Annotated in this window: 19 protein-coding genes; 9 read left to right on the top strand and 10 right to left on the bottom strand. The window is 67.3% G+C overall.

Going from position 1 to position 25,054, the window contains the following annotated elements:
* Nucleotides 1–28: 28 nt before the first annotated feature.
* Entirely contained in the window at nucleotides 29–1,903 is a 1,875-nt protein-coding gene (locus tag IAE58_RS06640; protein ID WP_325166842.1) for a sigma-54-dependent Fis family transcriptional regulator, read from the bottom strand.
* A 225-nt stretch (nucleotides 1,904–2,128) separates the two neighbouring features.
* Here IAE58_RS06640 and adh point away from each other — a divergent pair, with 225 nt between their 5' ends.
* From adh to IAE58_RS06615, 5 genes are all read left to right on the top strand, one after another.
* The gene (adh, locus tag IAE58_RS06635; protein ID WP_199933221.1) at nucleotides 2,129–3,658 is read left to right on the top strand and encodes an aldehyde dehydrogenase; all 1,530 of its coding nucleotides are present in this window, start codon (nucleotides 2,129–2,131) and stop codon (nucleotides 3,656–3,658) included.
* 74 nt (nucleotides 3,659–3,732) lie between these two features.
* On the top strand, nucleotides 3,733–4,761 hold the full coding sequence (gene adhP / locus IAE58_RS06630; RefSeq protein WP_199933220.1) for an alcohol dehydrogenase AdhP: 1,029 nt from the start codon (nucleotides 3,733–3,735) through the stop codon (nucleotides 4,759–4,761).
* Nucleotides 4,762–4,875: 114 nt separating this feature from the next.
* On the top strand, nucleotides 4,876–5,253 hold the full coding sequence (locus IAE58_RS06625; protein WP_108754975.1) for a DUF779 domain-containing protein: 378 nt from the start codon (nucleotides 4,876–4,878) through the stop codon (nucleotides 5,251–5,253).
* Nucleotides 5,254–5,439: 186 nt separating this feature from the next.
* Complete coding sequence (locus IAE58_RS06620; RefSeq protein ID WP_199933219.1) at nucleotides 5,440–5,835, top strand: hypothetical protein; 396 nt, start codon at nucleotides 5,440–5,442, stop codon at nucleotides 5,833–5,835.
* Nucleotides 5,836–6,004: 169 nt separating this feature from the next.
* Nucleotides 6,005–8,758, top strand: coding sequence for a TonB-dependent receptor (locus IAE58_RS06615; RefSeq protein ID WP_233614822.1), 2,754 nt, complete (start codon nucleotides 6,005–6,007; stop codon nucleotides 8,756–8,758).
* 61 nt (nucleotides 8,759–8,819) lie between these two features.
* Here the strand turns inward: IAE58_RS06615 and ligD are convergent, their stop codons facing one another.
* The 3 genes from ligD to IAE58_RS06600 all read right to left on the bottom strand — a co-directional run bounded on the left by ligD (nucleotide 8,820) and on the right by IAE58_RS06600 (nucleotide 12,729).
* Entirely contained in the window at nucleotides 8,820–11,279 is a 2,460-nt protein-coding gene (ligD, locus tag IAE58_RS06610) for a DNA ligase D (protein ID WP_199933217.1), read from the bottom strand.
* Nucleotides 11,280–11,282: 3 nt separating this feature from the next.
* Nucleotides 11,283–12,218 (bottom strand): Ku protein, encoded by a 936-nt coding sequence (locus IAE58_RS06605; protein ID WP_199933216.1) that lies wholly within the window; start codon nucleotides 12,216–12,218, stop codon nucleotides 11,283–11,285.
* A gap of 112 nt (nucleotides 12,219–12,330) precedes the next feature.
* Nucleotides 12,331–12,729, bottom strand: coding sequence for a hypothetical protein (locus IAE58_RS06600; protein ID WP_199933215.1), 399 nt, complete (start codon nucleotides 12,727–12,729; stop codon nucleotides 12,331–12,333).
* A gap of 143 nt (nucleotides 12,730–12,872) precedes the next feature.
* Here IAE58_RS06600 and IAE58_RS06595 point away from each other — a divergent pair, with 143 nt between their 5' ends.
* Complete coding sequence (locus IAE58_RS06595) at nucleotides 12,873–13,196, top strand: hypothetical protein (protein WP_108747923.1); 324 nt, start codon at nucleotides 12,873–12,875, stop codon at nucleotides 13,194–13,196.
* A 142-nt stretch (nucleotides 13,197–13,338) separates the two neighbouring features.
* Here IAE58_RS06595 and IAE58_RS06590 read toward each other — a convergent pair whose 3' ends face one another.
* The 4 genes from IAE58_RS06590 to IAE58_RS06575 all read right to left on the bottom strand — a co-directional run bounded on the left by IAE58_RS06590 (nucleotide 13,339) and on the right by IAE58_RS06575 (nucleotide 20,054).
* Nucleotides 13,339–14,733 carry an ATP-binding protein gene (locus IAE58_RS06590; RefSeq protein ID WP_199933214.1) on the bottom strand — a complete coding sequence of 465 codons (1,395 nt, stop codon included), beginning with the start codon at nucleotides 14,731–14,733 and terminating at the stop codon, nucleotides 13,339–13,341.
* A complete protein-coding gene (locus IAE58_RS06585) occupies nucleotides 14,726–15,442 on the bottom strand; it encodes a response regulator transcription factor (protein ID WP_199933213.1) in 717 nt (238 codons plus the stop codon). The genes IAE58_RS06590 and IAE58_RS06585 overlap by 8 nt, the downstream gene beginning before the upstream one ends.
* Nucleotides 15,443–15,500: 58 nt before the next feature.
* The gene (locus IAE58_RS06580) at nucleotides 15,501–17,819 is read right to left on the bottom strand and encodes a TonB-dependent siderophore receptor (protein WP_199933212.1); all 2,319 of its coding nucleotides are present in this window, start codon (nucleotides 17,817–17,819) and stop codon (nucleotides 15,501–15,503) included.
* A 120-nt stretch (nucleotides 17,820–17,939) separates the two neighbouring features.
* On the bottom strand, nucleotides 17,940–20,054 hold the full coding sequence (locus IAE58_RS06575) for a TonB-dependent receptor (protein WP_199933211.1): 2,115 nt from the start codon (nucleotides 20,052–20,054) through the stop codon (nucleotides 17,940–17,942).
* Between the two features lie 168 nt (nucleotides 20,055–20,222).
* Here IAE58_RS06575 and IAE58_RS06570 point away from each other — a divergent pair, with 168 nt between their 5' ends.
* The 3 genes from IAE58_RS06570 (at nucleotide 20,223) to IAE58_RS06560 (ending at nucleotide 23,590) form a co-directional block, all read left to right on the top strand.
* Entirely contained in the window at nucleotides 20,223–21,425 is a 1,203-nt protein-coding gene (locus IAE58_RS06570) for an amino acid aminotransferase (RefSeq protein ID WP_108751687.1), read from the top strand.
* 332 nt (nucleotides 21,426–21,757) lie between these two features.
* Nucleotides 21,758–22,774, top strand: coding sequence for a class 1 fructose-bisphosphatase (locus IAE58_RS06565; protein WP_199933210.1), 1,017 nt, complete (start codon nucleotides 21,758–21,760; stop codon nucleotides 22,772–22,774).
* A gap of 108 nt (nucleotides 22,775–22,882) precedes the next feature.
* A complete protein-coding gene (locus IAE58_RS06560; protein ID WP_108760793.1) occupies nucleotides 22,883–23,590 on the top strand; it encodes a 2OG-Fe(II) oxygenase in 708 nt (235 codons plus the stop codon).
* A gap of 148 nt (nucleotides 23,591–23,738) precedes the next feature.
* On the opposite strand, the gene IAE58_RS06555 is transcribed toward IAE58_RS06560, so the two are convergent.
* Both IAE58_RS06555 and IAE58_RS06550 read right to left on the bottom strand, forming a co-directional pair.
* Nucleotides 23,739–24,419, bottom strand: coding sequence for a hypothetical protein (locus IAE58_RS06555; RefSeq protein WP_199933209.1), 681 nt, complete (start codon nucleotides 24,417–24,419; stop codon nucleotides 23,739–23,741).
* A 111-nt stretch (nucleotides 24,420–24,530) separates the two neighbouring features.
* The gene (locus IAE58_RS06550) at nucleotides 24,531–24,893 is read right to left on the bottom strand and encodes a hypothetical protein (protein WP_159095420.1); all 363 of its coding nucleotides are present in this window, start codon (nucleotides 24,891–24,893) and stop codon (nucleotides 24,531–24,533) included.
* Nucleotides 24,894–25,054 lie beyond the last annotated feature (161 nt).

Raw genomic sequence — 25,054 nt, 5'->3', positions numbered from 1 at the left:
GTCGCACAAGCCCGGCACCGCCGCGCGTTCACCCCCCGCGCGGTGTGCCCAGCCGCCGGTACAGCGTGCTGCGGCTGATCCCCAGCCGCTTGGCCGCCGCACTCACATTGCCCTCGCACGCGGCCAGCGCCTGGCGCATCGCCGCTTCGGCCATCTCCCCCAGCGCTGCGGTGGACGCCAGTACAGGTGGCACGGTGTCCACCGCGCCGTTGCGCACGACATCAGGCAGCAGTTCCGGGCCCGCCGGTTGGCCGGGCCCGGCCAACGCCACCAAGGTGCGCAGGCAGGCACTGAGCTGGCGCAGGTTGCCCGGCCAGGCACAGGCCACCAGTGCGGCACGGGTGGCAGCCGGCAGGGCCTGGTCGTGGCCCAGCTGCTGCCACAGCGCATCGACCACCGCGCCACGATCGGGGTGCTGGCGCAGCGGTGCCAGGGTCACCACGTGGTCGGCGATGCGGTAGTACAGATCTGCGCGGAAGCGCCCGGCGGCCACCGCCTGCGGCAGGTCGCAGTGGCTGGCGCAGACCAGGGCGAAATCCAGCTTCACCGGCTTGCCGCCGCCCAGCGGCGACAGCTCGCGTTCCTGCAGCACGCGCAGCAACCGGGGTTGCAGCGCAAGCGGCATGTCACCAATCTCATCCAGGAACAGCACACCGCCTTCGGCCTGGCGCAGCAGACCGGTGCTGCCGTGGCGGCGTGCGCCGGTGAACGCGCCTTCTTCGTAACCGAACAGCTCTGATTCGATCAGGCCCTCGGGCAATGCGGCGCAGTTCACCGCAACGAAGGGCCGGCCCGCGCGTGCGCTGCGCGCATGCAGTTCACGTGCGAACACTTCCTTCCCGGTTCCGGTTTCACCCTGCAGCAGCACCGGCAGGCCGGCCTGCAGCACCCGCCCAGCCGCATCAAGCTGCGCCTGCTGGGCGGCGTCGAACAACGGCCCGCGCGGAACTGCCGCGACCACCGGCGGCGCCAGCGGCACGTGCTGCGCCGGCGCACCCTGCGCGCGCCGCATGCCGCGCGGCTGGCGCAGCCCGTAGAGGCGGCGGCCCTGGCGATCCAGCAGCACGCCATCGTCGGCCAACCGTGACAGCGGTTGCTCGAACAAGGCTTCGTACGGCGTTCTTCCGATGTCATGGCGCTCCAGCCCGAACAGGGCCAGGCCGGCACGATTGGCCGCAACCAGGCGACCACCGCGGAAGCCCAGCACGCCCTCCCGCGCGCTGCCCAGCAGCACCGGCTGATGGTGCAGCCGCAACAGCTCGCAGTCGGGCAACCCGTCGGCAAAACCACGGTGCTCGATCTGGGCCACCGCCTGCCGCACCAGGGCCAGTGCGTGCAGGTGGGGCAGGCGTGCGTCGCCGGATACGTCCAGCACCCCCAGGCATTGGCCGTGCGGGTCCATGATCGGTACTGCCGAGCAGGTCAGGATGCCGTGCGGGGCGAAGTAGTGTTCGCCACCGCGGACCTGCAGCGCGCGCCCTTCCACCAGCGCGGTGCCGATCGCATTGGTGCCCACGCTGGTTTCGTCCCAGCGCACGCCCGGCATCAGCGCCACACGGCCGGCCTTGTCCAGGAAGCCGGTGCTGCCTTCGGCATCCAGGATCCAGCCATCCTCGTCGGTCAGCAGCACGATGCTGCCGCTGTGGGTCATCTCCGCCGCCAAGCCTTCCAGTTCGGGCCGGGCCTGCCGCCACAGCCGTTCGCGGCGCTGGCGCAGCTCGCGCAGGCGGCCATCGGTCAGCGGTTCGGCATTGGGTTGCGCATCCACCAGCAGGCCATGGCGCTGGCAGCGCTGCCACGAGTGCAGGATGGCATCGGGCACCGCGCCCACCGGCGCCGCACCGCGTTCGAAGAAGCTGCGCCGGGCACTGCCCAGGCGCGGGTCGGGAGCAAGCGGGGACACCGACAGCCTCCTGTGTCGCATTCTGCGACAGTTGTTTCAGGACCTGTTCCGATTTACAGCACATCGCGCGCCTGCCCGCAAGGAAGGCAACTGCTGCAGCGCCGCAGCCACGCGCCCGGTGTGCAGGCAGCACAGCGCAGGAACCAGTGACGCGCCGCAGCACGCCACAGTTGGCACCGTCCTTGCGCCAGCACGGGCACTACGCCAACCCGTTGGGAGCCCCGCATGAACGCCGTACCGTCCACCCGCCCGCATGCCACCGACCCGCGTTCGATCTTCAAGCCGCGCTACGGCAACTACATCGGCGGCGACTGGGTCGCCCCGCGCAGCGGCCAGTACTTCGACAACACCTCGCCGGTGAACGGGCAGGTGTTCACCGAAGTGGCCCGCTCCAATGCCGACGATGTTGAAGCCGCGCTGGACGCGGCCCACGCCGCCAGGGAGGGCTGGGGCCGCACCCCGGTCGCCCAGCGCGCGCTGCTGCTGAACCGCATTGCCGACCGCATCGAGCAGAACCTGGAACTGCTGGCGCACGCCGAAACCTGGGACAACGGCAAGCCGATCCGCGAAACGCTCAATGCCGACCTGCCGTTGATGGTCGATCACTTCCGCTACTTCGCCGGTGCCCTGCGCGCGCAGGAAGGCAGCCTGTCCGAGATCGATGCGGACACCGTGGCCTACCACTTCCACGAACCGCTCGGCGTGGTCGGGCAGATCATTCCGTGGAACTTCCCGCTGCTGATGGCGGCGTGGAAGCTGGCGCCGGCGCTGGCCGCCGGTAACTGCGTGGTGCTCAAGCCTGCCGAGCAGACCCCGGCCTCGATCCTGGTGCTGATGGAAGTGATCGGCGATCTGTTGCCGCCGGGCGTGCTGAACGTGGTCAACGGCTTCGGCCTGGAAGCGGGCAAGCCGCTGGCCAGCAACCCGCGCATCGCCAAGATCGCCTTCACCGGTGAAACCACCACCGGCCGCTTGATCATGCAGTACGCCAGCCAGAACCTGATTCCCGTCACCCTGGAGCTGGGCGGCAAGTCGCCCAACATCTTCTTCGCCGATGTGATGGCCGAAGACGATGATTTCCTCGACAAGGCGGTGGAAGGCTTCGTGATGTTCGCGCTGAACCAGGGCGAGGTCTGCACCTGCCCCTCGCGCGCACTGGTGCAGGAATCGATCTACGAGAAGTTCATCGAGCGCGTGCTGGCGCGGGTGGCGGCGATCGTCCAGGGTGACCCGCTGGACCCGAACACGATGATCGGCGCGCAGGCATCGAGCGAGCAGCTGGAAAAGATCCTGTCCTACATTGATATCGGCCGCCAGGAGGGCGCCGAAGTGCTGATCGGCGGCGAGCGCAACACGTTGCAGGGCGACCTGGCCGGCGGCTTCTACGTGAAGCCCACGGTGTTCAAGGGCCACAACCGCATGCGCATCTTCCAGGAAGAAATCTTCGGGCCGGTGGTGGCGGTGACTACCTTCAAGACCGAAGAAGAGGCCCTGCAGATCGCCAACGACACGCTGTACGGGCTGGGTGCGGGCGTGTGGAGCCGCGATGCGGCGCGCCTGTACCGGGTCGGCCGCGCGATCCAGGCCGGACGGGTGTGGACCAACTGCTACCACGCCTATCCCGCGCACGCGGCCTTCGGCGGCTACAAGCAGTCGGGCATTGGCCGCGAGAACCACAAGATGATGCTCGACCATTACCAGCAGACCAAGAACCTGCTGGTGAGCTACGCGCCGAAGAAGCTGGGCTTCTTCTGAAGTTTGATCGTGATCAAGGCGCCGGTTCGCCGCCGGCGCCATTCTGTCCGCAAGCGCACTACGGAGATCCATGCATGAACAGAACCATGAAGGCCGCCGTTGTCCGTGAGTTCGGCAAGCCGCTGGTCATCGAAGAAGTGGTGGTACCGCGCCCGGGGGCGGGCGAGGTACTGGTCAAGATCGAGGCCTGTGGCGTCTGCCATACCGACCTGCACGCCGCCGAGGGCGACTGGCCGGTGAAACCGAACCCGCCGTTCATCCCCGGCCACGAGGGCGTGGGGCACGTCGTGGCCGTGGGCGGCGGGGTCGGCCACATCAAGGAAGGTGACCGGGTCGGCATCCCCTGGTTGTACTCGGCGTGTGGCCATTGCGAACACTGCCTGGGCGGCTGGGAAACGCTGTGCGAAACACAGCGCAACACCGGCTACTCGGTCAACGGCGGCTTCGCCGAGTACGCACTGGCCGATGCCAACTATGTCGGCCTGCTTCCCAAGGAAGTGGGCTTCGTGGAGATCGCGCCGGTACTGTGCGCCGGGGTGACCGTCTACAAGGGCCTGAAGGTGACCGACACCAAGCCGGGCGACTGGGTGGTGATTTCCGGCATCGGCGGCCTGGGCCACATGGCGGTGCAGTACGCCCGCGCCATGGGCCTGAACGTGGCGGCGGTGGACGTGGACGATGCCAAGCTGAAGCTTGCCCAGCGCCTGGGCGCGCAGGTGACGGTGAATGCGCGCACCACCGATCCGGCCGCGTTCCTGAAGAAGGAGATCGGCGGCGCGCACGGTGCACTGGTCACCGCGGTGTCGCCCAAGGCGTTCGAGCAGGCATTGGGCATGGTCCGCCGCGGCGGCACGGTGTCGTTGAACGGGCTGCCGCCGGGCAACTTCCCGCTGGATATCTTCGGCATGGTGCTCAACGGGGTGACCGTGCGCGGTTCCATCGTCGGCACCCGCCTGGACCTGCAGGAATCGCTGCTGTTCGCCGCCGAGGGCAAGGTGGCGGCAACGGTCAGCACCGACCGCCTGGAGAACGTCAACGACGTGTTCGCGCGCATGCACGCGGGCACCATTGAAGGCCGCGTGGTGCTGGACTTCGCCGCCTGACCCTCCCGCGCACGGCTGCCGCGCCCGTCCCCCTCTCCCACGGGCGCGGCGACCGTGCAAGGGGTCAGATCCCTCTGCCACTGGCAGACGGCTCTGACCCGCAACGAGGCTCACATGAACGATCTTCCGCCACAGGTCACCGCCACCCTGGCCGCACTGCAGCTGATCGAGCGGCTGCACGCGCGCCACGGCCCGCTGCTGTTCCATCAATCCGGTGGCTGCTGCGATGGCTCATCGCCGATGTGCTTCGCGCAGGGCGATTTCATCGTGGGCGACCGCGATGTCTGCCTGGGTGAGATCGGCGGTGCGCCGTTCCACATCAGCCCCTCGCAGTTCGAATACTGGAAGCACACACAGCTGATCATCGACGTGGTGCCCGGTCGCGGCGGCATGTTTTCGCTGGAGAACGGCGAGGGCGTGCGCTTCCTGGTGCGCTCGCGCTTGTTCAGCGATGAAGAGTTCGCCGCCTTGCAGGCCGCCGGCAAGGCGTAACCCAGCGGTAGAGTCGAGCTTGCTCGACTGGCTTCATCCGTAGAGTCGAGCTTGCTCGACTGGCTTCATCCGTAGAGTCGAGCTTGCTCGACTGGGCTAGCACAGCAGTCGAGCAAGCTCGACTCTACAAGATCAACGTCGCGCACGCTCAACGCTCCCCATGCCCGCACGCCGTACAATGGCGGCATGCCCGAGATGCTCAAAACCATCTTCCTGTCCATCGTCGCCCTGATCGGTGCGCTGCTTGCCCTGGCCCTGGTCAGCAGCGCTGGCGGCTGGCTGCCGTCGTTGTTCGGCCTGCACCCGGGCAGTGAAGCGCAGCTGGGCTGGGACCTGGCCTTCAGCGTGCTGGGCGGCATCGCCGCCATTGCCTTCGCGACCTACTACGCGCCGCGCTGGCCGCGCGCGCATGGCACGTCGGTGTGGCTGCTGCTGGTGCTCGGTGCCGTTTATGGTGTGTGGCTGATGGGCGGCGATTTCCCGCGCTGGTTCGCGGCTTCCCTGCTGCTGTCACTGCCGGTGCAACTGCTGCTGGGCTGGTGGTTCGGGCGCCGTCCCTCGCGCAGCGCAACACAGGCTTAACAATTCCCCCCTAGGCTCGGTGCCCGCCGAACGTCGGCAACGCGGCGCAGGGGCCTGCACCCACGGATAAAGGGGCAGGCGCGGCGTAAGACACCACAGGGAACCGGGAAATCATCCGATGCGTCACCAGATCCGGGAAGCCGCCGCTGCGGCTCCCCATGCGAAGCTTTTGTCCCGCGCCGTGCATGCGGTGCTGATCGGCGGCCTGGCCGTGCTGCCCATCGACGCGATGGCCGAAAAGGCCGCCGATGGCGATACCCGCCAACAGCTGCAGCAGTTGGACACGGTGACCGTGACCGGCAGCTACGCCAAGAGCCTTGAGAAGGCCGTCGACCTCAAGCGCGCCAACATCGGTTTCTCCGATTCGATCGTGGCCACCGACGTGGCCGACTTCCCCGAACAGAACCTGGCCGAAGCGCTGCAGCGCATGCCCGGTGTCACCATCGAGCGCAACAAGGGCCTGGGCAGCAAGGTCAGCGTGCGTGGCCTGCCCAGCGAGTTCACCCTGGTCTCGATCAACAACCTGGCCACGGCCTCGGGCAGTGGTGGGCGCGATGTGCAGTTCGACATCTTCGCCGCCGACGTGGTGCAGACGGTCACCGTGCAGAAGTCGCCGACCGCAGCCGACGAGGAAGGCGGCATCGCCGGTTCGGTCTACATCGAAACCGCCAAGCCGTTCGACTATGCCGAGCCGAAGTTCAGCGCCTCGGCCGAAGCCTCGCATAACTCGATCAACGGCAAGATCGATCCGAAGATCTCGTTCCTGGCCAGTGATACCTGGGGCGACTGGGGTGGCCTGGTGTCGTTCTCCAAGGCCAAGCGCACGAACCGTACTGATTCCAACTCGGGCATCAACTTCCGGCCGATGGGGCGCTTCCTGGAGGCGTCAGGCACGCGCGGCGCGCAGGCCGCGGCGGTGCTGGCGCGCGATGCGGGCATCATCGTGCAGGATCGCATGGACAAGGATGAAACCAGCCGCATCATCTTCCAGGACAAGGTCGGCGACCGCGTCTATCTGAACGAACAGGACCAGTGGGGCGCCACCGCATCGCTGCAGTTCAAGCCCAGCGATACGTTCTCGCTCAGCTTCGATGCCATGTTCGGTGGCTACGACACGCATGAGGACGAGTACGATGCGGCTGCCTATTCGGCCTCCAGCCGCAGCACGCTCGACACCATCCACGACTACGACAGCGACACCCTGTCGGCCTATGGCATCACCGTGCTGAAGGATGTGTCCTACACCGCCACCCAGCACGAGATCCTCAGCAAGGAACGCAGCGCCAACACCGACTACCGTCAGTTCAGCAGCAAGCTGGACTGGAAGGTGGGCGGCTGGGATATCGACGCGCTGGTGGGCTATTCCGGCGCGCGCAAGGATTCGGACTACGCCAACCTGAAGCATGTGGCCTATGCGCCCTCGCGCACGCGCTGGACCGCCAACGGCGGCGAGACCGTGCCCAGTGCAGCCTCCAACGGTTTCAACATGTATGCCTCGCCGGAGAAATACCTGTTCGAGGCCTACGAAACCGAAGTGGAGAACGTGAAGGATGACAAGTACGCCGCGCAGCTCGACCTGCGCCGGCAGCTGGAGCTGGCGTTCTTCCCCGCGCTCAACGCTGTGCAGTTCGGCGCGCGCTATACCGACAAAACCAAGGAACGCGCGTTCGGCAGCGGCAAGATCCAGGGCCCCAGCGCCGGCAGCGTGGCCTGGGTGAACACCCGCACCCTGGCCGACAGCAACCCGACCTGGATCAGCCAGCTGGCGCCGGGCGGTGGCTATCGCCCCAGCGATCTGGACTGGCAGCAGGTGTCCAACGCCTACGCACGCGCGACGTTCCGCTACCCCGGCTACAGCACGCCGATTGATCCGGGCCAGTACTACGAAGTGAAGGAGAAGACCCTGGCGCTGTACGCCATGGCTGATTTCTACTTCGATATCGGCCGCGTGCCGGTATATGCCAACCTGGGTGTGCGCTCGATCGACACCGATGTCGATTCGGCCGGCTTCCACCCGGTGCAGAACGCCGATGGCAGCAACGGCTACACGCCCACGCCGATTTCCAGCAGTGGTGATTACAGCGATGTGCTGCCCAGCTTCAACATGACCGCCGAGATCGCCGATGGCCTGGTGCTGCGCGGTGCCGCATCGGAAACGCTGATGCGCCCGTCGCTGACCGACATCGCCTACCGCCGCACGGTCAGCTGGAGCAGCTTCCGCTTCATGGACGGCAACCCGGCCCTGAAACCGACTACCGCCCGGCAGTGGGAAGTGGGCCTTGAGAAGTACCTGCAGAACGGCGGACTGCTGGCCGCATCGTATTTCTCCAAGAAGATCGATGGCGTGGTGCGGCAGTCGCTGACCGGCATCGTGCCCGGCGTGGAGAAGCTCAACGCCAACGGTTCGCTGGACGGCTACTACGACTTCGAGGTCTACCAGCCGGTCAATGCGGACGGTTCCTACAAGGTGACCGGCGTGGAGCTGGTGGCGCAGCTGCCGTTGTCGATGCTGCATCCGGCGCTGGAAGGCTGGGGCATCAATGCCAACTACACCCAGCTGGACAACTCGCTGACCGGCGCTTCGGACCTGGACATTCCCACCCCGCCGGAAGGCCTTGCCGAGAAGGCGTACAACTTCACCCTGTACTACGAGAACGATCGCTTCAGCGCGCGCGCCTCGTACAACTACAAGGACAAGTACGTCGAGTACATCCACCTGAACATGTACCCGGTCTACCGCGATGCCTATGGTCAGCTGGACGCCTCCATCGGCCTGCGCCTGAACGACACCTGGAAGGTGAACCTGGAAGCGATCAACCTGCTGGATGAAAAGACCAGCGGTTATACGATCAACAAGGCCTTCCCGACCCAGTACGAGTTCTCCGGGCGCCGGGTGACCTTCGGCATCCGCGCGGACTTCTGATCGACGCCGCATTGATCTGGTAGCGGCGGGGGGGGGGGCGGGGGGGGGGGGGGCCCCCCCGCTACCGATTACCGCGCGGCAATACCTGCTGCAACCGTTCGATGCCCTGCCAGGGGTCGGCCTTCAGCCGCTTCGCCCGGGCCAACGCCTTGGGCATCGGGAAGGCATCGGCAGCACTCACCCGCGCCAGCTCGTCCCAGCGCAACGGCACGGCGACGCCGGCGCTGTCGCGTGCCCGCAGCGACCACGAGCACACGCTGGTGGCACCGCGGGTGTTGCGCAGCCAGTCAATGAAGATCACGCCGCTGCGCTTGGCCTTGCTCATCGTCGCCACGTAGCGCTCAGGCTGTTCCAGCGCCATCGCCTGCGCGAAGGCCTCGCAGAATGCCTTGGCCTGTTCCCAATCGGCTTTCGGCTGTAATGGCACCACCACGTGCACGCCCTTGCCACCGGACAACCGCACGAAGCTCTGCAGGCCGACCTGCAGCAGCCGGTCGCGCACATCGCGGGCACCCGTCTTTACCTGCGCCCAGGACACACCGTCACCGGGGTCCAGATCGAACACCAGCCGGTCCGGATGCTCGGGATCATCCACCGTCGTGCCCCACGGATGCAGCTCCAGCGTGTTCATCTGCACCAGCTGCAACAGGCCGCGCGCATCGTCGATATAGACGTAGTCCTCGCGCCCGCTCTTCTGCTGCAGCGGCACGGCATGCACCGCATCGCCCAGGCCCGGTCCGTGGTGCTTCTGGAAGAAGCAGGCTTTGCCGACGCCGTCCGGGCAACGCAGCAGTGACAGCGGGCGAGCGGCAATCTCCGGCAGAATCCAGCGCGCCATCTGCCGGTAGTAATCGGCCACATCCCCCTTGCTGAGCTTCTGCCGCGGGTACACCACCCGCTCGGGATGGCTGATGGCCACGGCAGTGTCATCGCGCCCCGCGGCAGGCTGTGCCACGCCCAGGTCCTGCTTTCCCTTGTCGCTGCGCAGGCGCTTGAAGCTGGCCTGGCGCAGCAGCCCTTCCTTGCCCCAGCCACGGAAGGCGACCTCGGCCACCACCTGCGGCTTCACCCAGCGCACGCTGGACGCTCGCAGCGGGACATGGGCTGGCAGTTCCAGCACCGGCGTCTTCACCGCCAAGGACGCCAGCACGCTGCCCAGCCTCTTCAGGCTTGCATCGTCGAAACCGGTGCCGACCCGCCCCACATAGCGCAGGCCACCGCCATCGGGCGTGGCCAGCAGCAGCGAACCGAAGCCGACCCGGCTGCCCTTCGGTGCGGTGTGTCCGACGATGACGAACTCGTCGCTGTCTTCATGCTTCACCTTCACCCAGCTGCGCGCGCGGGTGTTCACGTAGGGCGCGTCCACCTGCTTGCTGACGATGCCCTCGAAGCCGGCGTCGCCACTGGCGGCGAACACCGCCGGCCCGTGGTCGAGCACGTGCTCGCTGAAGGCGATCGTGCCGGGCTCCTGTCCGATAATTGCCTTCAGCAGCGCCTTGCGTTCGACCAGTGGCGCACGACTGATGTCCACGCCGGCCACGCCGGGCAGGTCGAACACGATGTAGCGCAGGGGCTGCTTCGAACTGCCATCGATCACCCGCTGCAGGGCGGCGAAGTCGCTGCGACCCTGTGCATCGAGCACCACCAGCTCGCCATCCAGGCGCGCATCGCGCACCGGCAGCGCGCGCACGGCCTGGGTGACTTCGGGGAAGTCGGCGGTCCAGTCCAGGCCATTGCGCGAGCGCAGTTTCACCTCGCCCTCGTGCAGGTCGGCCAGTAGTCGATAGCCATCCCACTTGATCTCATGCAGCCAGCGCGCGCCGTCAGGTGCGCTGTCGCGGTGGTCGCTCAACTGTGGCTTGAAGCCGCGCGGGTATGCATGATCACGTGCACCGGCCAGCTTCAGCGCGCGCGCGTGCCAGCGCGCATCGGCCTTGCGGGGCGCGGTGCGTGTCGTGCCGCGCGTGCGGGCCACCGCGCGCGATGGCGTGGCTTCCTGCAGCAGATCATCGGCCTCCGCATCGCGTGCCTGCGCATCATCGCGCTTGATCAGCAGCCACTGCACCTGGCGGCCCTTCATGGCCGTGCGCACCAGCTTCCAGCCGCCAGCCAAGCGCTGCCCGTGCAGCACGAAGTCGATCTTGCCGTCGGCCAGGGCCTGCAGCGGGTCGCCTTCGCAGGCCCAACTGCCGTGGTCGAATACCTGCACATGGCCCGCGCCATAGTGGCCTTCGGGAATATTGCCCTCGAAACCGGCATAGGAAAGCGGATGATCTTCCACCTCCACCGCCAAGCGCTTCTCGCCAACGCGCAACGAAGGGCCCTTGGGCACCGCCCAGCTCTTCAGCACGCCATCCATCTCCAGACGGAAGTCGTAGTGGCGGGAGCTGGCGTGGTGCAGCTGGATGACGAACTGCGGGCGCCGCTTCGGGTTGCCGACCGCCGGGGCATCGTCGGGCTCGGGTGTATGCGCGCTGCCCCCGCCCAGGCGGCGCTTGCGGCGGTACTGATGCAGGGACACGGCTCAGCCTGCCTTGCGGCGCGTTGCAGCCTTCCTGGTCGCCTTGGCGACCTTGGCGGTGGTGCTTTTGCTCCCCTTCTTCGTCTTGCTGGCCTTCTTCGCCGGCGCCTTGCGTGCAGCGGTTTTCTTCGCCGGCGTGCGCGTGTTCGCATCCAGGCTTTTCTGCAGCAGCGCCATGAAGTCCACCACGTTGGTGGTGGCGTCCTCGCGCGGTTCCGGCTCTTCTTCCACGCGGGTGGTGCCGCCCTTGGATTTGATGCGCTTGTTCAGCACCTGTTGCAGGCGCTCGCGGAATTCATCGTGGTACTGCGAAGGGTCCCAGTCGGCGGCCATCGATTCGATCAGCTGGCCGGCCATCGCCGTTTCCTTGGCGGTGATGCGGTAGTCGGCCAGGCTGCCGGTGGGCAGCTTGTAATCTTCCGGATCGACCAGTTCCTGCGGATAGCGCAGGATCATCAGCACCAGCGCATGGCCCTGCGGCATCACCGCACACAGGTACTCGCGGGTGCGCACCACCACCCGCGCAATGCCGGCCTTGCCGGTGTCGCGCAGGGTTTCACGCAGCAGCACGTAGCCCTTCTCGGCTTTCTTGCCAGGCAGCAGCAGGTAGGGCTTCTCGTAGTAGCGTGGATCGATGGCGTTGGCATCGACGAAGGTTTCCACTTCCACGGTTTCGTGGCTTTCCGGTGCGGCCGAGCGGATATCGCCTTCTTCCAGCACCACATAGCTGCCCTTGTCGTACTCGTAGGCCTTGACGATGTCCTTCCACGGCACTTCTTCGCCGGTATCGGCGTTGACCCGCTCGAAGCGGATCGGCTTTCGATCCCGTGAATCCAGCATGCGGAACTGCAGGTCGACCTTGCGTTCACCAGACATCAGCGACACCGGCACGTTCAACAGGCCGAAGGAAAGGGTTCCGGTCCAGATCGGGCGGGCCATGGCGCGCACCTGCATAGCGACGGGGCGCACAGCTTCCGTCGGCCGCCGTGAAACAGCCGTGTCGGGGCCGTGCAGGGCGGGTGGTGCAGGCGCGCGTGGGTTCGGTGCTGCATCACTGCAGCAATGGCCGCACCGCTGCCGTCGGAATGCGGTCCAGCGCGCGCCAGGCGTCTTCCACCACCGGGCGCGCCTGCGCCCAACCCATGCGCGACTGCCCGCGCATCTGTTCCCAGTGCTCGGCCAGTTCCTCGCAGGTGTCGGCGGCATCGCCGCGCGGCCAGTCGGCGGCGTGGGTGGTCAACGCAAAGGCGTACACCGGGCACAGGTCACGCCAGTTGCGGTGGCCGTGGGCACGGCGGGTCTCGTAGTCGTTCAGCATGTACTGCAGGTAGTCCTGCGCCACGGCCTGCGGATCTTCATGGCGACGGCTGCGACGTTGCGCCGGGCGCGGCGCGGCCGGGTCCAGCAGGGCGTTGAACACGGACGGGGCGGGGCGTTCAAGACGGGGCATGGCCGGCTCCTGCAGCGAGGCGGGAGGGCAGGAATACCGGCGGTGCCGTTATCCAGCCGTGACAGATATGTTCATGACGCCGGGTTCGCGGTTCCTTTACCCGCGTGGCGCTGTAGTGGACGCCCCGTCCGCGGAGCACGCCCATGTCCAGCCGAGATCCCCTGCGCCAGACCCACACCCCGGTTCCGGGCGAACAACGTGCCAAGCACGATCTGGCCGATGCCGAAGACCGCGGCGCCGGCATGCCTGCCGAGCACGTGGACGCCCTGCCCGTGGTCCACCACCCTGAACAGGCGGCGCAGGACCGCAAGGACTGTGGCGACCGCCACCGGGGCGGGCAGGAGAGCCCGCTCAAGCGCCGCGAACGCAAGCAGCACGCCAGCGACAACCAGGACCAGGCACTGGAAGAGACCTTCCCGGCCAGCGACCCGACCTCGCCGTTCGTACCGGCCAAGGCACCGGATTGAACGCGTAGCGTCGAGCCTGCTCGACTGCCGTTGGTAGAGTCGAGCCTGCTCGACTGCCGTCGGTAGAGTCGAGCTTGCTCGACTGCTTCAAGACAGCCGAGCACGGCTCGGCTCTACAGAAGCCAGTCGAGCAAGCTCGACTCTACCGGGGCGTGATCGGCAAGGTAATGCGCACGCACAGCCCGCGTCCCCCCTCGCCGTCTTCCAGCAGCAGTTCCCCGCCGTGTGCCTGCACCACGGCCACGGCAATGCTCAGGCCCAGCCCCGTACCGCCGTGCCGCGCGCTGCGCGAGGCTTCCAGGCGCTGGAAGGGCTGCAGCATGCGTGCGCGCTGTTCGGCAGGAATGCCTGGCCCTTCATCGACAATGCTGATGTGGATGGCCCGTGCATCGCTCCAGGCCTTTACCCAGGCGCCGCCGCCATAGCGCCCGGCATTGTCCAGCAGGTTGGCCAGCGCGCGCTTCAGGCTGCGCGGGAAGGCGCGGTAGGCCACGCCCACCTGTCCCTGCAGCTGTACCGCATGCCCGGCCTCGCGTGCATCGTCCACCACCGTGCGCAGCAGGGCGTCGATATCCAGCGGCTCGCGTTCGCCGCGCAGCTGGGTGGCGCTGCTGTAGTCCAGGATCGAATCCACCAGCTCCTGCATGTCGTCCAGATCGGCACGCCAGCGCGTGCGCGCGCTTTCATCAGCCAGCAGTTCGGTACGCAGGCGCAGCCGCGTCAACGGCGAACGCAGGTCGTGCGATACCGCGGCCAGCAGTTCCTCGCGCGCCTGTGCAGCCTGCTGCAGCTGCTGCTGCATCTGGTTGAAGGCCTGCGCGGCCTGGCGGACTTCGCGCGGCCCCTCCAGTGGCAGCGGCGGTGCGTGCAGGTTGTGGCCCAGCGCCTGCGCGGCGGCGCCCAGGCGGGTGAGCGGGCGGGTCAGCCAGCGCACCACCAGCAGGGCCAGCAGCACGATCAGCAAGGTGCGCAGCCCATAGATGCGCAGCAGGTAGTCGCTCAGGGCGTGGCCCGGCTCCAGCTGCAGGCCGGCCTGGCCTTCGCGCACGTCGAACTGCAGCCAGCGGCCGGTGCTGCTGCGCACCCGCACCTGGAACTGCCCGGCCACGTGGCGGGCCGACAGCGCTTTGTCGTCCTCGCGTCCCTGCCCGTCGTACAGGCGCAGGTGCTGCAGGTGCATTTCGCGCGGCGCGCCCAGTTCGCTGGCCAGTGCGGCCTGCAGCAGGTGTTCAACCGCCCGGTCGCGCGCGCGCAGCGGCACCGGGCCACCGTCATCGACCGCGTGCACGGTCAGGTCGGCCGTGGACAGCAACGCGGGGTCGGCACCGGCCAGTGGCGATCCCGGCGCTTCCAGCAGGCGCAGGCTCTGCGCGACGTGGGCGGCGGCCAGCCGCGCGGGAATCTCGGCCACGCGCTCGTAGCGGGCGTCATGCCAGATCGTGCCGGTCAGCAGCTGGGCCATCAGCATGCCGGCCACCAGCACCAGCACCAGGCGGCCGTACAGGGTGCGCGGCCAGCCCTGGCGCGGCTCAGCCATCGGCGTGCACCGGCCCGGCCAGGCAGTAGCCGCGGTGGCGCACGGTACGGATCAGCAGCGGCGCGCGGCTGTCGTGTTCCAGCATCTGCCGCAGCCGGCTGATGCACATGTCGATGCTGCGATCACTGGGCAGGCGGTCGCGCCCGTAGACCTGTTCCACCAGGTAATCGCGTTCCAGCACTTCATCGGGGTGGCGCAGGAACAGCTGCAGCGCGATGAAATCCGTCTCGCCCAGCAGGTGGCGGCGGCCATCGTCGGCCTGCAGCTGGTGGGTGCGCGTGTCCAGGGTCCAGCCGGCAAAGCGCAGCCGCGTGGCCAGCGCCGCTGGTTTCGCCCGGCGCAGCACGGCCTGCAGCCGCAGCAGCAGCTCGCGCGGGTCGAACGGCTTGGCCACGTAGTCATCGGCGCCGTGTTCCAGCCCCAGGATGCGGTCGGCGGCGCGCCCGCGTGCGGTCAGCATGATCACCGGCAGCGCCGTGCGCGCACGCAACTGCTGGCACAGGGCCAGGCCACCCTCGCCCGGCAGCATCAGGTCCAGCACCACCGCGTCGAAGCGCTGGCGATCCAGGGCCGCCCACATGCCCGCTCCCTCGGCGGCGGTCGCGGTGTGCAGGCCATGCCGGCCCAGGTATTCGGCCAGCAGCGCGCCGATTTCCGGATCGTCATCGACGATCAGGATGCGCGCGGTGGCGGCGGCGTTGTCAGTCATTGCTGCATCTTCCCAGAAGCGGCGGCGCCCCGCAGTGCAGGCGCCGCCGTCGGTGGGATCAGAAGCGCGCACGCACGCTGAAGGTGGTGCTGCGCGGCTCGCCGAAGATCAACCCGTCGTAGAAGCCGTACTGGGTGTAGTAGGTCTTGTCGGTCAGGTTGTTCACGTTCACCGCCAGCTGCACGGTATCGGTCAGGGCATAGCGCGCCATCAGGTTCACCAGGGTATAGCCGCCCATCGGCAGGTTGCTGGCGTCGTACCGGCCACCGCCCAGTGGGCGGCCGGGGTTGGTCGACATCACCGTGCCGCTCTGCACCGACAGGCCACCGCCAACGGTCAGCTTCGACAGCGCACCGGGCAGGGTCCAAGTGGTGTTCAAGCGCAGCAGGTGGCGCGGGTCCTGCTGGTAGGACAGGCCATCGACCTGCAGCCAGGTGTAGCCGGCATAGACGTTCCAGCCCTGGGCCAGGCGGCCGCTGATTTCCAGGTCGGCACCCTTGGACTTCACCCCGTCCACCGCGCGGTAAATGGTCAGGCCGGTGTCCGGATGCACCTCGCCGGTGCTTTCGGCCACGTTGTTCTGCTCGTTGCGGAACAGGGCCAGCGCCGCGTTCAGTGCGCCGTCGGCCCATTCGCCCTTGATGCCGGCCTCATAGCTCTTGCCGGTCACCGGGTCGAGCAGGGTGTCGTTGGCATCGCGCACGTTGCCCTGCGGGCTGAACACATCGGTGTAGCTCACATACGCCGAGTAGTTCGCCGCGAAGTCCCAGACCAGGCCGGCGTACGGGGTGACCACCTGCTGTTCGCCGCTGGCCGCGCCGCGGGTGCGCACGTCGGCCTGGGTGTAGGTCTGGGTATAGGTCTTGTAGTTGCTCAGCCGCGTGCCCAGCACCAGCGACAGCGGGTCGGCCAGGCTGAAACGACCGGCCAGGTAGCCGCCCAGGTTCTCGGTGATGGTCTTGCTGCGTGCGGGCGTGCGGAAGGTTTCAAAGCCGGCGTAGCTGCCATCCCAGCTGCGCCAGTCGGCGATCGGCAGGCCCACGGCGCGGTACTGGCAGCCGCTCCACGGCGCCACGCCGGCGATGGTGCAGTTGCCCAGCGCGGCGCTGAAGCTGTAGTCGGTGATCTCGCTGCGGTAGCCGTTGAAGCCCACCATCAGCTGGTGCTCGCGACCGAACAGCTGCAGCGGGCCGCTTGCGCTGATGTCCAGGTTGTCGCGGCGGGTTTCCGATTCGCTGTGGATGGCGTTGAGGAAGGCGCCGCTGCCGTCCGGGTTCCAGAAGCCGGCGAAGCCCTGGTTGCGCGCGGCGTTGTTGACCTTGGCCACGCCGTAGTTGGTGAAGCTTTCACCGCTGTCGTGGGCGAACACCACGCGCAGCGTCCAGTCCGCGCCCAGCCCCTGTTCCACGCTGCCGAACATGGTGGTGTTGTCCCGCTTGGCCAGGCTCCAGTCGGCGGCAGGGTTGGTACTGCGCGACAACTGCGCACGGCTGCCGTCGGCCCACCAGATCGGCACGTTGCTGCCCCACGACGCGCCGCCGTTGCGGGTTTTTTCGTACTGCACGCCCAGGTTCAGCACGGTGGCGCTGCCCAGGTCGGCCTCGAAGCTGGCCAGCCCGGCCAGGCGCTGGATGTCTTCGCGCTGGCGGAAGGTGTCCGAATCTTCGGCACTGACCACGAAGCGGCTGCGCACGCGACCATCGGCGGTCAGCGGCACGTTCACATCGCCCATCAGGCGGCGCTTGTCATGGCTGCCGAGGGTGAGCGCGGCGGCGCCACCGAAGTCGGCGGTCGGCCGCTTGCGCTCCAGGTAGACCGTGGCCGAGGGATCGCCGGTGCCGCCCAGCAGGCCATTGGCACCGCGCACCACCTGCACGTGGTCGTACAGATCCATGTTCAGCGCCGCGCCGCCGCCACTGAAGCTGCTGGCACCGTTCACCAGCATGCCGTCCACCTTGAAGTTGCCGATGTCGAAGCCGCGCGCGCGGAAGGTGGTGCGGCCGGCGTTGTCCAGCGAATAGGTGGTGATGCCGGTGGTGCTGGTCAGCACGTCATCGATGGATTCGATCTGCAGATCGTCCATCTGCTGGCGGGTGACGCTGGTGACCGACTGCGGGGTCTGGCGCACGCTCAGGTCCAGGCCGATGGCGGCGCGGCTGACCGGCAGGGTGTAGCTGTCGGCCTGCGACTGGCGGCGCGCGGTCACTTCCAACCCGTCCAGGGTGGTGGGGTTGGCATCGGCCGGGGCCTCGGCCTGGGCTGCCAGCGGCAGCGCCAGCGCAACGGCCAGGGCAAGGGCGCGGCGCAGGCCAGGCGCATGCGGGCACGGCAGAACAGCGCGCGGCAGGCCCGCGCGGGTGAGGGCATCGGCAGTCACAGGGGGAGTCCTTATCGGAGATTCAAATGGGATCGATTCCCATTTGCGTCATGATAGCGACGCCGTCCTGTGTTCCTGCGTGTGGGAATGTAAGCGTGTGTAACGGGCCGCGCTGCGCGCTCAGCGCCACGACCACTGCAGGCCGACGCTGGCACGGCGGTCCGGTCCGGGTTCGAAGAAGCGACCGTTGCCATCGTTGACGATCACCGAGCCGATGTAGCGCTGGTCCAGCACGTTGTCCAGGCGCGCGAACGCGCGCAGATCTCCACTGGCCAGCGACCAGCGGTGGCCGCCTTCCAGGTTCAGCACGGCGTAGCCGGGCGCGCGTTCGGTGGCCAGATCATTCACCACCACGTCGCTGCTGGCGCTGCCTTCCAGCGCCCACTGCCAGGCACCGGGCGACCACTGCAGGCGCGCATAGGCCTGCTGGCGGGGCACGCCGGGCAGGCGGCTGCCGGCACGCACTTCGGTATCGGGCACGCTGCAGCCGCTGCCGGCACAGGCCAGGTAGCCCGACCGCACCTGCGCCTGCAGCCAGGTCCAGGCCACCTGCAGTTCCAGCTGTTCGGCCAGCGGCTGCCGGTACTGCAGTTCCACGCCCTGGCGGCGGGTGCGGCCGATGTTGCGGTAGGTGCTGCGGCCATTGATGTTGCTGGCCACCGCCAGTTCGTCATCGGTGTCGGCGCGGAACACGCTCACGTCGAACTGGGTGCCGTTCTGTGCATGCCACTTGCTGCCCACTTCCAGGTTGCGGCTGCGCGCGGCGGCCAGGTCCAGCGCCAACCCGGCCTGGCCATCGGCGCGGTAGCCCAGCTCGTTGAAGGTGGGCGTTTCGAAACCACGGCCCACCGCTGCATGCAGGCGCCACTGCGGCGTGGCCTCGAAGCTGACCCCGGCCACCGGGGTGGTGGCCTGGTAGCGGCGGCGGCCGCTGTCGTCCGGGTTGCGGCCAACGATGTAGTGGTCGTCCGATTCGAAGCGCACCGTGCTGTGGCGCACCCCGGCCAGCAGCGACCAGCGCGGGCTCCACTGCCACCAGGCCTGGGCGAACTGGTCCACATTCTGCACGGTGTCGCGCTGGTCGCGGCGCAGCGCACCGCGCACGCCCAGCGTGCTGCCGATGAAGTTCTCGTAACCGGTGCGGTGCTGGCGCTGGCGGTCGGCATTGGCGCCCACCACCACGTCCAGCGGGCGACCGGCCAGATCGCCGCGCCAGCCCCAGCGCGCATCCACGCCGCCGTAGTTGCCGTCCAGATCGATCACCCCGCCGGCATGCAGCGGGTTGGCCTGCGGGCCCGGCGGAATGGCCAGGTACTGGGTCACCTCGCGCTGCCCGCCGTAGCCCATCAGCTGCCAGCGCTGGGCGCCGGTCTCGCGAGTCCAGCGCAGCCCGGCCTGCTGCTGGCTGACCGATTTGCGGGTGTTGTACTGGGTGGCCACCGCGGTGGCCTGGCGCGGATTGGCGGCCACCTGTGCGCGGGTCAGGCCCAGCGGGTCCTGCGCATCGGGCGCGTCCAGCGCGTTCAGCAGCAGCTCCAGGCGGCCACCGGCCAGCTCGCCGCCGATGCGCGCGTTCAACGATTCGCGCCGGGCCCGGCTGTGGTCGCGCCAGCCATCGGTGCGGAAGTGGTTGGCGGCGATGTTGTAGTCGATGCCGGCACTGGCGCCACGCAGCTGCGCACCCACGCTCAGGGTGTTGTCGGCCCCGGCATTGACCCGCAGCCGCCAGGGATCACCGGCCTGGCCCTGCGCGCTCCAGACCTGCAGCACGCCACCGGATGAATTGCCGTACAGCGCCGAGAACGGCCCCCGCAGCACCTCGATGCGCTCGGCACCCAGCAGGCTGGCATGCGACAGCTGGCCCTGCCCGTCGGGCATGGTGGCCGGCACGCCATCCACCACCACGCGCACGCCGCGCACGCCGAAGGTGGAGCGGGCACCGAAGCCACGGATCGACAGCTGGGTGTCCTGGGCGAAGTTCTGCCGGTCCCGTGCCAGTAGACCCGGCACGCCGGCCAGCGCCTCGGAAAGCTGGGCACTGGCGCCGCTGCGGTCGTCGTCCACCCAGACCGTGTCCTGGCTGGCCGGCAGCGCGAACGGGTCGATGCCCTGTACCCGTGCGGCCTGCACCTCCACCGTGGGCAGCACGGTGGTGGTCTGGGCCTGCGCCACGGCGGCAGCCGGCAGCAGGGCGATAAGCAGGGGCAGGCGGCGACGCGCCACGGGCTCGTTCATTGTTCAGCTTCAACCACGGGGGGAAAACAACACGGCATGGTACGGGCTGCAGCGTGACGATGAGCGCCGCGCCGGTGGCACGCTTTGTTACGATGGGACGGTTGCGGCCCACGGCTGCAACCACGCGACCCGCGCTTCTTCTCCCCCTCAAATCGAACGAGTACCGCCGTGTCCTTCTTTGCAAACGTGGAACTGGTCCCGGGCGACCCGATCCTGGGCCTGACCGAGGCGTACAACGCCGACAGCCGCCCGACCAAGGTCAACCTGGGTGTAGGCATCTACTACGACGAAAGCGGCCGCATTCCGCTGCTGCGTGCCGTCAAGCAGATCGAGCAGCAGCTCGCCACCGAAGCAAAACCGCGCGGCTACCTGCCGATCGACGGCCTGCCGGCGTACACCCAGGCCACCCGTGAACTGGTGTTCGGCAAGGACTCGCCGCTGTTGGACGCCGGCCGCGTGGCCACCACCCAGACCGTGGGCGGCAGCGGTGCGCTGCGTGTCGGCGCTGACCTGCTGAAGAAGCTGCTGCCGCACGCCACCATCGCCATCAGCAACCCCAGCTGGGAAAACCACCGCGCAGTGTTCGGCGCCGCCGGTTTCGAGGTGGTGGAATACACCTACTTCGACGCCGCCACCCATGGCGTGAACTTCGACGGCATGCTGGCCGATCTGCAGACGCTGCAGCCGGGCACCGTGGTGCTGCTGCACGCCTGCTGCCACAACCCCACCGGCGCCGACCTCACCGTCAGCCAGTGGAAGCAGGTGGCACAGCTGCTGAAGGACCGCCAGCTGTTCCCCTTCATCGACATGGCCTACCAGGGCTTCGACAAGGGCATCGAGCAGGACGGCGCGGCCGTGCGCATCATCGCCGAGGCCGGCATCGACAGCTTCATCGTCGCCAACTCGTACTCCAAGTCGTTCTCGCTGTACGGCGAACGCGTGGGCGCACTGTCGGTGGTCGCCCCGACCGCCAACGACGCCAAGGCCGTGCAGTCGCAGATCAAGCGCATCATCCGCACCATCTACTCCAGCCCGTCCACCCACGGTGCCGCGCTGGTGGCCGGTGTGCTCAACAGCCCGGAACTGCGCGCGCTGTGGGAACAGGAACTGACCGAAATGCGCGAGCGCATCCACGCCCTGCGTGGCGGTCTGGTGGAAAAGCTGGCCGCCGCCGGCGCGCCGCAGTTCGGTTTCATCAACCAGCAGGCCGGCATGTTCTCCTACTCCGGCCTCAGCCGCGTGCAGGTGGAGCGTCTGCGTGACGAGTTCGGCATCTACGCCGTCGGCACCGGCCGCATCTGCGTGGCCGCACTCAGCCAGAACAACCTGGAATACGTCGCCAAGGCCGTGGCCACCGTCGCCAAGGGCTGAAGCACCGCTGCACTGGTCTGAGAACAAAGGCGCCGAAAGGCGCCTTTGTTTTTGCTCTACCTTTGCCACACCCTCCGCGCTCGCGGCAATGCCTGGATCGCGCGGGCGGGGGAGGCGATGCAGGACCGCAGGCGCCATGGATGGCGCCTACGAGCTTACAGGGATGTACTTGCAGCGTGTCCTGCATCGCCTCCCCCGCCCGCGCGCCTCGAAAACAGGAAGGCGCCGCACAGCGCAACGCTCCTGTAATCGATTTCCCCTCAAACCAATCACGCACGCGCCGCGCGCAGCAGCGACAATAGCCGTTTCCCCGCTGCCAAGGCCCGCCCGCCATGTCCCGTACTTCGCTGACCCGGTACCTGATTCAAGAACAGCACGCCGGCCGCATCAACGCCGACCTGCGCCAGCTGATCGCCGTGGTCGCCCGCGCCTGCACCAGCATCTCCATCGCCGTCAGCAAGGGTGCCCTGGGCGGCGTACTGGGCGATGCCGGCACCGGCAACGTGCAGGGCGAAGCGCAGAAGAAGCTGGACGTGATCAGCAACGAGATCCTGCTGGAAGCCAACGCCTGGGGCGGCCACCTGGCCGCGTGCGCGTCGGAAGAAATGGACCACAGCCAGCCGGTGCCGGACATCTACCCGCGTGGCGATTTCCTGCTGCTGTTCGATCCCCTCGACGGCAGCTCGAACATCGACGTCAACGTCTCGGTCGGCACCATCTTCTCGGTGCTGCGCTGCCCCACCAATGTCGAACTGCCGGGTGATGATGCCTTCCTGCAACCGGGCAGCAAGCAGATTGCCGCCGGCTACTGCATCTACGGGCCCAGCACCCAGCTGGTGCTGACCGTCGGCCATGGCACCCACGCCTTCACCCTGGACCGCGAAACCGGTGAGTTCGTATTGACCACCGCCAACATGCAGATTCCCGCCGCCACCCAGGAATTTGCCATCAACATGTCCAACCAGCGCCACTGGGAAGCACCCATGCAGGCCTACGTGGGCGATCTGCTGGCCGGCAAGGAAGGCGCGCGCGGCAAGAACTTCAACATGCGCTGGATCGCCAGCATGGTGGCCGACGTGCATCGCATCCTGACCCGCGGCGGCATCTTCATCTACCCGTGGGACAAGAAGGAACCGGGCAAGGCCGGCAAGCTGCGCCTGATGTACGAAGCCAACCCGATGGGCCTGCTGGTGGAACAAGCCGGCGGCGCCGCGTGGACCGGTCGCGAACGCATCGTCGACATCCAGCCCAAGCATCTGCACCAGCGCGTGCCGGTGTTCCTGGGTTCGCGCGAGGAAGTGGCCGAAGCGGTGCGCTATCACCAGGAGCACGACGCGAAGAGCGTCTGACGGCGGCCATCCCTACGGCGGTCATGGCACAACGATGACATGACCGCAGGGTGACAGCAGCGGCGGCAAACGGCACCATCAGGCCCTTGCCGCCGAAGGAATGTACGCATGCACGAGCCGGGTCCGGTCGATTTCATCGAAGTCATCCACAACGCCGTCCCCAGCGACGTCTGCGCTGCGATCGTTGCCCGCATGCGTGCCAGCCAGCACCTGAAACCCGGCGCAGTGGGCAGTGGCGTGTTCCCGGAACTCAAGCGCAGCAAGGATCTGCGCATCAGTGGCGCGGATGGCTGGAAGGATGTGGACAGCGCACTGCAGCAGGCGGTTTTCGCCGGACTGTTGACTTATCTACGCCGTTATCCACAGGCGTTGATCGCACCGCTGATGTTGCAGATCCAGGACAGCAACGGCCAGCCGCGCCGACTGTCGGCCGAGGATTTCCCCGACATGGCGCAGGAACAGCTGGCCGACCTGGCCCGCACCTGCCTGCGCCCGGGTGCCATCAACCTGCAGTGGTACGCGGCGGGCGAGGGCGGTTACCCGTACTGGCACTGTGAGCTGTACCCGAAGGACCCGCAGGCCGAGACCCTGCACCGGCACGTACTGTGGACGCTGTACCTCAACGATGAGTTCGAGGAAGGCGAAACCGAATTCCTGTTCCAGGGCCGCAAGATCGCACCGCGCACCGGCAGCCTGTTGATCGCGCCGACCGCGTTCACCCATACCCATCGTGGCAATCGGCCGCAGGGTGGGGACAAGTTCATCGCGACGAGTTGGATCCTGTTCCAGAGCGCGCAGAAGCTGTTTGGGGGGTGAACTTCGGGTCCGCCCGACGCGGCGCAATCTGCTTACGCCGCCATCGCTTCGGTCGCTCCTGCACAGCAGGTCGGCTGGCGTTCCACAAATGATGGCGCGGTCAGGACGCATGCACGACGAACCCTGCCCCCACGGGTGTTACATCCGATTACCTTTTCGGGGGATTCGCCTCGTCAAAGGGAGAATCATCGCTCCCCGGTCTTCCCTCCCATGCTCGCAGTTCAGCGATGTCCGCGCTGTCGGCCTTGATTGCACGATGGATGCTGACAGGAGCGTCACAGTCTTCCGGCCAATCCAGAGGGCTTGCGAGTGTGAAAGTCGCCTCCAACGAAACCTCGATCCAATTGCGCTCGACTGCATCGACGATTACCTGGCCGGACGCGGCCGTACTGTAGCAGCCACTCTTACCAGCAAAGGCACTCGCCCCCTTGCTGAAGAACACACGCGCCCCCTCATCTCCAATCGCGAGAATTTGCCCCGCGCGGAGCACTCCAGGAAGTACAACCGTCAGCTTTGAGAAAGTCGACCTGTCGGCATTCCAGGTGCGCTTGAACTCCCTCACAGCGACCACGGTCTGCGCGCCATCGGAAATTCTGTGGCACGAAAAGGGCAAGCTTCGCGTATCAACTTCAAGGCAATTGTCTTCAATCGATGACGCATGGTTCACAAAGAACGCAGATCGATCCGCTGCGGCGGCTGCCGTCGGAAGCCCAGCCAGCATCGCCAACACAATGAATTGCGCTTGCGGTCTACTCAGCACAATCACAGCCGCCTCCGCTGATCCATTCCTTCTGCCTCTCTGTGCGCGCTGCCGCATCTTCATCTCCACCAGCTGGATCCTGTTCCAGCGCGCGCAGAAGCTGTTTGGGGGCTGACGACTTTGTAGAGTCGAGCTTGCTCGACTGCTCTTTGCTGCGCGCTCAGTCGAGCAAGCTCGACTCTACAAGGCCAGCGCTACGCCCACGGCGATGAGTACGATCACCAGAACGGGCACGACGTAGCGCAGCAGCACGCGGTTGAGGCGCTCGGCCGATCGTTCGTCGTCCTGCACGCGCTGCAGCAACGTCTGCCGGTCCAGATAGCAGCGGTCGGTCGCCACGACCTCGACCAGGCCGTCGTCGATCATGTCGTACAGCACCTCTTCGAGCTCCACGTCGAATGCGGCCAACGGAATCGAGGTCGCCGGCGAAAAGGCCTGCCGCTGTTCGAAGTACTCCAGCACCTGGCGATGCTGCGCCTGCATCCAAGGATGGGTGTTGGCAGCGGAAGCGGCGATCGCTGCGGCAAGTGCGCCATCGTTCACGGGCATCTCCTGTCCGGCCCTTCATGGGCCTCGCCCCGATTCTTGGCCGAAGCAGGGCGCCGCGTCCACCCCGTAGCGTCGAGCGTGCTCGACTGCCGTTGCTTCGTAGAGTCGGGGGGGGGGGGGGGGGGGGGAAAAAAAAAAAAAAAAACAAGACGCAA

The sequence above is a fragment of the Stenotrophomonas sp. S49 genome (assembly GCF_016624905.1).
Taxonomy (GTDB): Bacteria; Pseudomonadota; Gammaproteobacteria; order Xanthomonadales; family Xanthomonadaceae; genus Stenotrophomonas.
This window is presented reverse-complemented; position numbering and strand designations above follow the sequence as displayed.